At 44.7% G+C, this 11,415-nt stretch carries 12 protein-coding genes (1 of these 12 running past the window's edge); all 12 read right to left on the bottom strand.

The features are described from left to right. On the bottom strand, positions 1-154 hold the 5' portion of the coding sequence (locus R8695_RS04700; protein WP_243139581.1) for a nitroreductase family protein. 128 nt of this gene lie to the left of the window's left edge; the window shows 154 of its 282 coding nt (coding positions 1-154); its start codon is at positions 152-154; its stop codon lies off the left edge, out of view. A 315-nt stretch (positions 155-469) separates the two neighbouring features. Next, positions 470-1,141, bottom strand: a complete 672-nt coding sequence (locus R8695_RS04695; protein ID WP_154780843.1) for an HAD family hydrolase — start codon at positions 1,139-1,141, stop codon at positions 470-472. 69 nt (positions 1,142-1,210) lie between these two features. Then, positions 1,211-2,587 (bottom strand): DNA repair protein RadA, encoded by a 1,377-nt coding sequence (gene radA / locus R8695_RS04690; RefSeq protein WP_154780844.1) that lies wholly within the window; start codon positions 2,585-2,587, stop codon positions 1,211-1,213. Further along, the gene (locus tag R8695_RS04685; RefSeq protein WP_154780845.1) at positions 2,581-2,994 is read right to left on the bottom strand and encodes an endosialidase; all 414 of its coding nucleotides are present in this window, start codon (positions 2,992-2,994) and stop codon (positions 2,581-2,583) included. The genes radA and R8695_RS04685 overlap by 7 nt, the downstream gene beginning before the upstream one ends. Before the next feature lie 154 nt (positions 2,995-3,148). After that, entirely contained in the window at positions 3,149-5,620 is a 2,472-nt protein-coding gene (locus tag R8695_RS04680) for an ATP-dependent Clp protease ATP-binding subunit (RefSeq protein ID WP_154780846.1), read from the bottom strand. Positions 5,621-5,628: 8 nt separating this feature from the next. After that, positions 5,629-6,012 (bottom strand): GntR family transcriptional regulator, encoded by a 384-nt coding sequence (locus R8695_RS04675; RefSeq protein ID WP_118510669.1) that lies wholly within the window; start codon positions 6,010-6,012, stop codon positions 5,629-5,631. Positions 6,013-6,171: 159 nt separating this feature from the next. Continuing rightward, entirely contained in the window at positions 6,172-6,936 is a 765-nt protein-coding gene (locus R8695_RS04670) for an SseB family protein (RefSeq protein WP_154780847.1), read from the bottom strand. 4 nt (positions 6,937-6,940) lie between these two features. Beyond that, positions 6,941-7,654, bottom strand: a complete 714-nt coding sequence (locus R8695_RS04665) for a DNA alkylation repair protein (RefSeq protein ID WP_118510673.1) — start codon at positions 7,652-7,654, stop codon at positions 6,941-6,943. Positions 7,655-7,811: 157 nt separating this feature from the next. Further along, a complete protein-coding gene (gene purD / locus R8695_RS04660; protein WP_154780848.1) occupies positions 7,812-9,086 on the bottom strand; it encodes a phosphoribosylamine--glycine ligase in 1,275 nt (424 codons plus the stop codon). A gap of 47 nt (positions 9,087-9,133) precedes the next feature. Continuing rightward, positions 9,134-9,760, bottom strand: coding sequence for a phosphoribosylglycinamide formyltransferase (purN, locus tag R8695_RS04655; protein WP_154780849.1), 627 nt, complete (start codon positions 9,758-9,760; stop codon positions 9,134-9,136). Next, on the bottom strand, positions 9,754-10,779 hold the full coding sequence (purM, locus tag R8695_RS04650; RefSeq protein ID WP_154780850.1) for a phosphoribosylformylglycinamidine cyclo-ligase: 1,026 nt from the start codon (positions 10,777-10,779) through the stop codon (positions 9,754-9,756). Before purM ends, purN begins: the two co-directional genes overlap by 7 nt. A gap of 27 nt (positions 10,780-10,806) precedes the next feature. Further along, positions 10,807-11,307 (bottom strand): 5-(carboxyamino)imidazole ribonucleotide mutase, encoded by a 501-nt coding sequence (gene purE, locus R8695_RS04645; RefSeq protein ID WP_117844700.1) that lies wholly within the window; start codon positions 11,305-11,307, stop codon positions 10,807-10,809. Positions 11,308-11,415 lie beyond the last annotated feature (108 nt).

Below are 11,415 nucleotides of genomic sequence, written 5' to 3'. Positions count from 1 at the left end.
TCAATATCAGATTCTCATTCCGAAGTCCCAGATCATAACATCCCCATCCATTTCCCAGTTCATTATCTGCAGTCCCATCCTTCTGAAATCCCGCTCTGTTATGAACAAAAGTACTGATAATCAATACCGCATTCTCACCCTTCCCTGCATTCATTTCCGGCAGGCACTCTTGTCTGAACCGCGTAACATCTTTCTCATCCATAATGCAATAATAACGTCACGTCTGAGAATTCTTTCATGAAGGAGCCTCCTGATCTGCCCCTATCATAGCAAGAACCTCCTCCTTACTCACCGTATTACCCTCTGCATATTTACGAACCGTTCTTCTCTTCTCGATCAACTTCTGAAATTTCATATTTTACGCCTCCTGTTTTCCTATAAATATAACATCCTCGTTACCAGCACAGTACCAAAGATATAACTCATTATATCTTATTTTCCCTTTATATTTGATAACCATTTTCACTTGTTATGCATCCAGGTAAAAAGGCTCCAGATATCCTATAACGTCATACAACGACCCCAAAATCGTCTCCGCAAGCCCCTGCATCTCTTCAGTAGGTTCCATCAGATCCGGCACCATGATCGGATGCATCCCTGCTGCATGGGCCGCTCTGATCCCATTATAAGAATCTTCTATTACATAGCACTTCTTTGGCTCCGACCTCAGACGTCTGCACGCCTCCAGAAAAATATCCGGCTCCGGTTTGCTTCGCTTCACCATATCTCCGCATACGATCTCGTCAAAATACCCAAGCAGTCCGCCCTCCTCCAGTTCCTTCTTCACAACAGCCTCCCTGGTAGAACTTGCAAGTGCCACTTTTATACCAGATTCTTTCAGATACTTCAGAAGTTTTTCAACCCCTGGTTTCTTCTTCAGTCTGCCGCCGGAAGCATAACCAAAAAATACCTCTGACATCTCTGCTTTATACTCATCATACGGAAAATCCTGACCATAATGTCTCAGAAAAATCTGTTTACTTACAGCACTGTTGGTACCCAGACATTCATGGCATGCAATCTCGATATTCCTGATTCCATGACATTCAGCCACTTCCCTCCAGCAATTCAATACAAGTGTCTCTGAATCAAAGATCACTCCATCCATATCAAATATTACAGCTTCTCCCTTTCCTGCCATACTTTCTTACTCTCCCTTTTATCACAACTTTATCCAAAAAAGGCTGAGAGTCTCCCCCTCAGCCAGATATCATTTATTTTTCATAATATACTGTATCGCATCTCTGATCTGTGATACATAAATCAGTCTGATCCCTTCGATCTTCCCGACTGATGACCGGCAGACTTCCGGAAGCATGACCGTCTCGAAGCCCAGTTTCTTCGCTTCCTGAACTCTCTGTCCTGCCATACTCACTGCACGAATCTCACCGCTGAGACCAACCTCACCAAACACCATCACGTTGTCCGGTATCACAATATCCTTACAGCTTGAGACAACAGCCAGGCAGATTCCCAGGTCAATGGCCGGTTCTGTCATCTTCATTCCGCCGGCAATGTTCACATATGCATCTGACGAACCCAGATGGATCCCGACCTTTTTCTCAAGTACAGCCATCAGCAGATTTACTCTGTTAAAATCCGTTCCCACTGCTGTACGTCTGGGAATTCCAAAATTACTCTGGCATACCAGTGCCTGTATCTCTACCAGAATAGGGCGCGTTCCTTCCATAGAACAGGCCACCACGGATCCTGATGCATCCTCAGGTCTGCCGTTCAGCAGAAATTCCGAAGGATTCTTTACTTCCTCCAGTCCTGTTCCACACATTTCAAATACGCCTATCTCATTGGTAGAACCAAATCGGTTCTTTACAGCCCGCAGGATCCTGTAAGACGCATGGCGGTCACCTTCGAAATACAGAACTGTATCCACCATATGTTCCAGAACTCTGGGACCTGCCACATTGCCCTCTTTGGTCACATGGCCTACAATGAAAATAGAAACTCCCATTCCTTTGGCGATCTGCATGAGGATATTCGTGGATTCCCTTACCTGTGAAACACTTCCAGGTGCAGAACTTACATCCTCATGGAACATAGTCTGAATGGAATCGATCACAACCACTTCCGGTTTCTTACGCTGGATCACTTCTCTGATCACTTCCAGATTCGTCTCACAAAGCAGCTGCAGTTTATCGCTGAATTCTCCGATACGATTGGCCCGCAATTTGATCTGGCGCAGAGATTCTTCTCCTGAAATATACAGAACAGAAACCTGTCTCTCTGCCAGATTCCGACATACCTGAAGAAGAAGGGTCGATTTGCCGATTCCCGGATCCCCTCCTACCAAAACAAGGGAGCCGGGGACGATTCCGCCACCCAGCACCCTGTCAAGCTCACCGATCTTTGTTGTCTGCCGCTCATCCTCAGACAGGCTGATATCCCTGAGTATGACAGGTTCCTGTCTTTTCTCAGTTCTTCCTGTTGTACCGGATGCCGGCTTTTTCGCTGAAACAGTTTCCTCTACAAAGGTATTCCATGCTTTGCAGCCCGGACACTGTCCCATCCATTTCGCGGATTCATATCCGCATTCCTGACAAAAATATACGGTTTTTTTATTTTTTAGCATTTTACGATCTTAACTTCTACTCTTGCAGCGTTTCCAAGTTCCACACTGAATGAAAGCTTGCCGCCCAGATTGGTTTTCATTTTTCCTGTGCTGGCCTGTTCGATAAATACTTCATACTCTGTATCAGGTTCCAGTTCCACTGTGATCTGTGCATCTTCCGGTCCCTCTACATGGAAATCCATCTGTGTTTCGTTCTGGGTAAGGTTAAATACTGCTGTTCCCGGAACAGATTCGTAAACGAACATTCCGTTTCTCTCTAGTTTGGTAATCTCTTTGAAGGTTTTTACTTTATACATATCTCCCTGATGCTGGTAGTCGGATAATTTAGACTTCTGCGCCAGATCATAATCACCAAAGCTGATTGCGCCATTCTCTTCTGTACGGATTAATTCTTTTACTACTGCCATTTCCTAATGTCCTCCCTAAGACTCTTTTGTTTGCCGGCCTTTTATCTGGATATTCCGGACTTTAAGTCCGGCATTTTTATTGTTATATTATATAATAAATCTTTTATTCTGACCAGTATCTTAGTCAAAAATTTATGGTATTTTCACAATTCAATTATTGCTTTTCATCCTGTTTCACTTCAAAACAGATTTCATTTTTGTGAAGTTTAACCTGCACCTGATCTCCCCGTTTGATCTTTCCTTCCAGAATCTCATTGGCCAGAGTATCCTCGATCCGGCTCTGGATGGCACGGCGCAGAGGTCTTGCTCCATATTTGTTATCGGAACCTTTTTCCGCGATAAATTCCTTCACTGCACCTGTAACACTCAGGTGAATATCCATCTGTTCTGCACAGCGTTTCTCCAGAGTCTTCATAAGAAGTGTCACGATCTTCTTGATGTGTTCTTTATTCAGCACGTGGAACACAATGATCTCATCAATACGGTTCAGAAACTCCGGTTTGAAGATCCGGCGCACTTCTTCCATAACGCCGCCTTTCATGCGTTCATAATCCTTCTTCTCATCATTTCCCGACATAAAGCCCAGACGTTTCGGTTCCATGATTGCCTGCGCTCCTGCATTGGAGGTCATAATAATGATCGTCTGTTTGAAATCGATCTTTCTGCCCTGGGCATCTGTGATATGTCCGTCATCCAGCACCTGAAGAAGAATATTGAATACATCCGGATGTGCTTTCTCAATTTCATCGAAAAGAAGAACACTGTAAGGGTTACGTCTTACTTTCTCACTAAGCTGTCCCCCTTCTTCATATCCTACATATCCCGGAGGGGAACCGATCAGTTTGGATACACTGTGTTTCTCCATATATTCGGACATGTCCACACGAATCATAGCCTGTTCACTGCCAAACACAGCCTCTGCCAGTGCCTTGGAAAGTTCTGTTTTTCCAACACCTGTAGGTCCCAGGAAAAGGAAGGAACCAATGGGGCGGTTCGGATCTTTCAGTCCTACTCTGCCTCGTTTGACAGCCTGCGCTACTGCCTTTACTGCTTCTTCCTGACCGATCACACGCTTATGGAGTTCTTTTTCCAGACGTGCAAGACGTTTGCTCTCTCCTTCTGTCAGTCTCTGAAGAGGGATCTTGGTCCAGTCTGAAATCGTTGCTGCAACAGCAGCCTCATCCACTACCAGTTTCTTACGTTTATTTCTTCGTTCTGTTTTTGCGCGAAGCTTCTCCATCTCTTCTTCCACTTCAAGCTGACGGGCCTGGACTGCTTTTGCCCGGGACAGATCCGCAGATTTCACTGCTTCTTCTTTCTCATCTCTGAGAGCACTCAGTTCCAGTTCATAAGCTTCCATCTCCGGTGCAGACTGATAACCGGCCAGCTGGATCCTGGATGCGGCTTCATCAATGATGTCAATGGCCTTATCTGGCAGAAAACGGTCATTAATATAGCGCTGTGACATTTTCACCGCTGCATCCAGCGCTTCATCTGTAATCTCCACGCCATGATGTTTCTCATAATATGGACGAAGCCCACGAAGTATTTCCATAGTTTCTTCTGCGGAAGGCTCCTCTACAGTCACAGGCTGGAATCTTCTTTCCAGTGCTGCGTCTTTCTCAATATATTTACGGTATTCTTCCAGAGTTGTGGCCCCAATAAGCTGAATCTCTCCTCTGGACAGGGATGGTTTCAGAATATTGGAAGCATCCAGTGCACCTTCTGCGCCTCCGGCACCGATAATGGTGTGAAGTTCATCAATAAACAGAAGAATTCCCTGATGTTCCCGTACTTCCTGTACAACATTCTTAATTCTTTCTTCGAATTCACCTCTGTATTTACTTCCTGCCACCATTCCTGAAAGATCAAGAACTACAAGACGTTTATCCTTCACTGTATCCGGGACCATTCCCATAACGATCCTCTGTGCAAGGCCTTCTGCAATGGCAGTTTTACCCACTCCGGGTTCTCCCACCAGGCAGGGGTTGTTCTTGGTTCTTCTGCTTAAGATCTGGATCAGTCTGTTGATCTCTTTGTCACGTCCCACTACAGGATCCAGTTTTCCCTCTGCTGCCAGTTCTGTCAGATCTCTGCTGTACTGATCCAGGGTAGGGGTGCTGGTTGTTCTTTTGTTTCCTACATTCCGCGCGTACTGAAATTCTTCTGCAATGGTATCATTGTCAAATCCCATTGCAGTCAGAACAGCAGCGAAAAGCTTCTGTATATTGACTCCCATTGTAAAAAGAAGTCTGGTTCCCACACAATCTGTCTCTTTTAATAATGCCAGCAGAATATGTTCTGTTCCTGCTGTACATTCCATGCTCTCCGCATCCTCCAGGGCCTGCTCCAGGATCTTTCTGGATCTGGGACTGTACTGCGGATCTTTCGGCTCTTTCAGGGCTGTCTCTCCCTGGGGCGGCGCTACAAGCTGTCCGATTAACTCCATAAGCTTCTCCTGGTCTACTCCGAATTCAGCCAGGATCTTGCCTGCGGTTCCTTCCGGCTCTTTTAAAAGTCCGGTCAGAAGATGCTCTGTTCCAATATAGCTGTGTTCGCAGGACTTCGCTGTGGTTTTTGCCAGTTTAAGGGCAGCTTCTGCCTGTCTGGTAAATTTTCTATCCATGTTGTCTCCTATCTGTCCTCTGCCGAGTTATATTCATCAAAAATTTCATCAATCAACTGGTGAACCTCTTCTCTGGTCACATTCTTACAGCATCCACGTGCCAGTGCGACCATCAGATGTTCTTTCATCTCTTCCAGTGCCTTACGTTTATTTACATCTATGGATATCACTGCTCCGCGTCTGCGGTCAATCGTTACAAATCCCTCCTGTCTCAGAAGAGAATATGCCTTATTCACTGTATGCATATTGATCCCTACAGTATCCGCAAGTTGCCTTACAGAGGGCAGTGTATCTCCCTCTCTCAGCCTGGAGGTAGCGATTCCCATGATAATCTGGTTTGTCAGCTGAATATAGATTGCTTCATCACTGCTGAAATCGATTTCAATCATCATAACACGTTTCTCCTTTTTTGTGTTACACTTATACTAGCACATACAAGCAGATTTGCAAACCTTTTTTGGTAAAATTTCAATCACTGTTCACAATCAAAAAAGAGGAAATGCACTTCTCTGTGAAATACATTTCCTCGATTTCTTTTATTTTAATCTGTCTCAGCCAATGATCTTCGCCATCTGTTCTTTGGTCAGAATAAGGTTAAATCCCATAGGATTTACTGCATATGCTATAGCCTGCTGGATCATCAGATCCGGAAGTTTGTTAAATGGTACTTTTGCGATGCGGAGCTTTCTGCCTTTTGTAAATTTCTCAAGTTCCATCACATCTGTAAATACAGGCTGAAGGATCTCGTCTTTCTTGTTCTTCAGATACGGAATGTTGATCTTCTTTGGATTCTCCGGATCTACATCCATAGCTAACAGAAATTCTGACTTTCTTAAATTCACGATCAGCTCTTCTTCTAATTCACGGATATTTCCATGCTGTTCTTTCTCTACCGGACGGCGGAGTTCCTGCATGAAATAAATGCCTGAAAGCTGAAGGGTAGGATTCAGAAGCGGTCTCTGTGCAGGCTCAAGTTTACTTAAATCTGCCTGTTTCGCAATGTCCGGAAGGTCGATCTCGATCTTATCCTCTCCGTCTACCCATACCACGCTGTTTATGCCAATTGCATAAAATGTTCCGTATAATCTTGGGTAATCTTTCTTCGCATATCTCATTCCCATCAGAAGGATCTTATCTTCCAGAAGCTGTTTGCCGAATTCCTTGATCTGCTCCTCTGTGGAAAAGATCCATGCCTGGTCATTATAACTTTCTTCATCACATTTCACATACGGCAGCTTCGTTGCCTGTGAGTATGCCACATATACCATCTCTCTGGTCTGTAATTCCTTGATTGCTTCTTCTTTACTGATTCCCATTGCCTTATCCTCTCTGTCTCATTTCTTTTATGATCTGCTTGGTCTCTTTATCTACACGATAAGATTCCAGAATCTTCTGTAATGATTTTTTATATGTAAATTCATCCAGCTTATGGCTGTGCTGCAGATAATCCAGCATTTCTCCCGGAAATGCCACAAAATATATGGAAATTGCCCATGCCACTGCCATCCTCGCATAATACCCCTGCTGAGTGATGCTCTCAAGCCTCTGTATGGATTTCTCCAGATATTCTTTCTTCACAAAGTGTGACAGAAGCATAACTGCTCCAAATCTCGCCTTGTATTCCCGGTCTGAAATAAAATACGGTTCCAGAAATTCCCAGTATTCCTCCTGGTATCTGTCCGCATCCTTCAGAGTACTGCAGAAACAGTCACACACTGCCCAGTTGGAAATGTCCGGTACAAAACGCTCCACATATGTCATCTTCTCTGCACAATCTAACTTACTGTACGCAACAGTCAATCCCCGCAGCATGGTTTCTTCATACCACTGGTCATCTGCCTGTGCAAACCAGTCCTGCCACTGCATTTTCGCAAGATTCTGGCTGAATTTACGCAATGCGGGAAGCCGCACCCCCATAATATTATCAACTCCAGGAAGCAGACTGCTGTGAAACTTCCGGTATCCCGGATCTGTATTTTCTTCCAGAAATTCACGCACCCTGGCCGTTGTTACCTTTTCATCTTGTTTCTTCATTTCGTTTCTTTCTGCTCTCCCTGCCGCATTTTATACGGCACTGTTTCATTTTATAACAAAATGCATGAAAAGTAAAGGTAATCCCTATAATTTTTTCACAAATATCACCAAAACAAAAGGACTGTCCTGAGACAGTCCTCTGTATTGTTTTTATTTTTTATGCCTCGTCAATGGCCTTTCCAATATCATGGCGCATATATTTGTTGGCAAAAGTGATCCATTCTGTAGCTGCATAGGCATTTTTTCTTGCCTCTTTCAGATCTTTTCCTGTGGCTGTGATTCCCAGAACACGTCCGCCGTTTGTAACAATCTGACCATCCTTTAATGCAGTTCCTGCATGGAAGCAGTAATAGCCTTCTTTATCTTTGAAGTTCTCAAAGCCATACATCGGGATCCCTTTTTCGTATTTCACAGGATATCCGTCACTGGCAAGTACTACGCATACTGCTGCATTATCCTCAAACTGAAGGTCTACCTGATCCAGTGTTCCGTCAATGCAGGCTTCCATAACTTCTATGATGTCATTTTTCATACGCGGAAGGACAACCTGTGCCTCCGGATCACCGAAACGCGCATTGTATTCCAGAACCCTCGGACCATCTGCTGTCAGCATCAGTCCAAAGAAAATGATTCCCTTGAACGGACGTCCTTCTGCAGCCATGGCATCCACGGTTGGCTGATACACATATTTTCTGCAGAATTCATCCACTTCTTCTGTATAGAAAGGACTCGGGGAAAATGTTCCCATACCACCGGTATTCAGTCCCTGGTCGCCATCCTGTGCACGTTTATGATCCTGCGCGGAAGTCATGGTGCGGATTGTTTTGCCGTCTACGAAAGACAGCACGGAGACCTCACGTCCTGTCATGAATTCTTCAATGACCATGGTATTTCCGGCATTCCCGAATTTCTTATCTTCCATGATCTCTTTCACTCCGTCCTCAGCTTCTTCCAGGCTGTTACAGATCAGTACACCTTTTCCAAGAGCAAGTCCGTCTGCTTTCAGAACGATAGGGAATTTCGCCTGAGTACGCAGATATTCCAGTGCTTTCTCCGGATCATCGAAATTCTCATATGCAGCTGTAGGAATATGATATTTCTTCATAAGATCTTTGGAAAAAGCTTTGGAGCCTTCCAGGATCGCAGCGTTTTTTCTCGGTCCGAATACTTTCAGTCCTCTTTCCTCAAACACATCCACAATTCCGCCCACCAGTGGATCATCCATACCGATAATAGTCAGATCGATCTCTTTTTCCTGGGCAAAATCTGCCAATTTATCGAATTCCATAGCTGTGATATTCACGCACTCTGCCAGTTCTGCGATTCCCGCATTTCCCGGTGCACAGTAAATCTTATCTACTTTCGGGCTTTTGGAAACACTCCATGCAATGGCATGTTCTCTTCCGCCGCTTCCTACGATCAAAACCTTCATTTGCTTTCGCTCCTCTTGTTTAATCTGTAATATAACTCTCAGATCTTCTAATCATCGATCTGGACTTTTCCATCTGTAACAGTCACTTTACCATTGGCAATCAGATTGATGGCCTTGGGCAAAATCTTCCATTCTGCTTCTTCCATTACACGACGCTGAAGAATCTCCGGTGTATCATCTGATTTGATCTTCACTGCCTTCTGCAGGATGATCGGACCTGTGTCTGTGCCTGTATCAACAAAGTGTACAGTAGCACCTGTAACGCGGACACCTCTTGCCAGTGCTTTCTCATGTACGTGAAGTCCATAATAGCCTACACCGCAGAATGACGGGATCAGAGATGGGTGAATGTTGATGATCTTGTTTGGAAATGCTTCTACGATCATCGACGGGATCGCTACCAGGAATCCTGCCAGAACAATCAGATCCACACCACTCTCTTTCAGCTTCGCCAGAAGTGCCTTGTGAAATTCTTCTCTGTTCTCAAACTGTTTCGGGGAAATGCATACAGCTTCTATATTGTGCTTCTTCGCTCTCTCCAGTGCATAGGCACCTGGATTGTTGCTGATGATCAGAGATACTTCTGCATTTGTGATCTTTCCGCTGTCAATGGCATCCAGGATAGCCTGCAGGTTTGTGCCGCCTCCGGAAACCAGTACGCCGACTTTTAACATAAAGTCACTCCTTTTTCACCGTCTTCGATACGTCCTACTACATATGGAGTATCGCCTGTTGCTTTGATCGCTTCCATTGTTTTGTCTACATCTGCTGCATCTACTGCAAGGATCATTCCAAGACCCATGTTGTAGGTATTGTACATCATCTGTTCTTCAATGTTTCCCTTCTCTGCGAGAAGTTTGAAGATCGGAAGTACCGGGTAGCTGTTCTTCTCTACCACTGCACGTGTGCCATCTTTGAGCATACGCGGAATGTTTTCATAAAAACCGCCGCCTGTGATATGGCTGCATGCGTGTACACGTACACCTGCGTTCTTGATGCTCTTTAATGCTTTTACATAAATTCTGGTCGGTGCGAGAAGTGCTTCGCCCAGAGTTGTTCCAAGTTCATCATAATAGGTATCCAGGGATTCCTTTGTCATATCGAATACTTTACGGACAAGGGAAAAACCGTTGCTATGAACACCTGTGGATGCCATACCGATGAGAACGTCGCCTGCTTTCAGGTCTTCGCCAGTGATCATGTCTTTCTTATCACAGACACCTACTGCAAAACCTGCAAGGTCGTATTCGTCTTCCGGCATTAATCCAGGATGTTCTGCTGTCTCACCGCCGATCAGGGCTGCATCAGACTGTACACATCCTTCTGCCACGCCGCCTACGATGGCTGCGATCTTCTCCGGATAGTTCTTGCCACATGCGATATAGTCAAGGAAGAATAAAGGTTCTCCACCTGCACATGCGATATCATTGACACACATGGCAACCGCATCGATACCGATAGTGTCATGTTTATCCATTACCATTGCAAGTTTTACTTTGGTTCCACATCCGTCTGTACCGGATAAAAGTACTGGTTCTTCCATGTCTTTGATCTTCGCAAGGGAAAATGCTCCGGAAAATCCGCCCAGACCTCCCATAACTTCTTCACGCATGGTTCTCTTTACATGTTCTTTCATCAGTTCTACTGATTTATATCCTGCTTCAATATCTACTCCAGCGGTCTTGTAATCCATAATAATCCTCCGTTTTGTGTTTTTTATTTAGTAGTTCTTGTATCCAACTTCCTGTAATCTTGCGTCTTTTGCTTCTACCTGTTCTTTTAATTCCTGGCTGTAAGCTTTTAATTTTGCAAGAAGTTCTGCATCTGAGGTTGCAAGGATCTTGGCTGCCAGAAGTCCTGCGTTGGCACCTCCGTTGATGGCTACGGTTGCCACCGGGATTCCTGACGGCATCTGTACGATAGAATAAAGGGAATCTCTTCCGCCCAGAGAAGTGGTGTGCATAGGAATTCCGATAACCGGCATCGGAAAGATTGCCGCGCACATTCCTGGCAGATGAGCTGCCATTCCGGCACCTGCGATAATTACTTTAAAGCCTTTTTCTTCTGCTGTTTTTGCATATTCAAAAAAGACATCCGGTTCCCTGTGTGCGGAAATGATCTTCATCTCATAATCAATTCCCAGTTTCTCCAGAATGTCTGCTGCTTTGCTCATGATCGGCATATCTGAGTCGCTGCCCATCACAATTCCTACTTTTGCCATGATTATTCTCCTTTTCTTCTCAAGTATCTTCTGACAGACGAAACTTTCTCTGCCGAAGACTCCACTTTTATTTTATTGATAAAAAAAGTACGGTCAGAAAAGATTTAT

It is taken from the genome of Blautia luti (genome assembly GCF_033096465.1).
In the GTDB taxonomy this organism is placed as follows: Bacteria; Bacillota; Clostridia; order Lachnospirales; family Lachnospiraceae; genus Blautia_A; species Blautia_A luti.
This window is presented reverse-complemented; position numbering and strand designations above follow the sequence as displayed.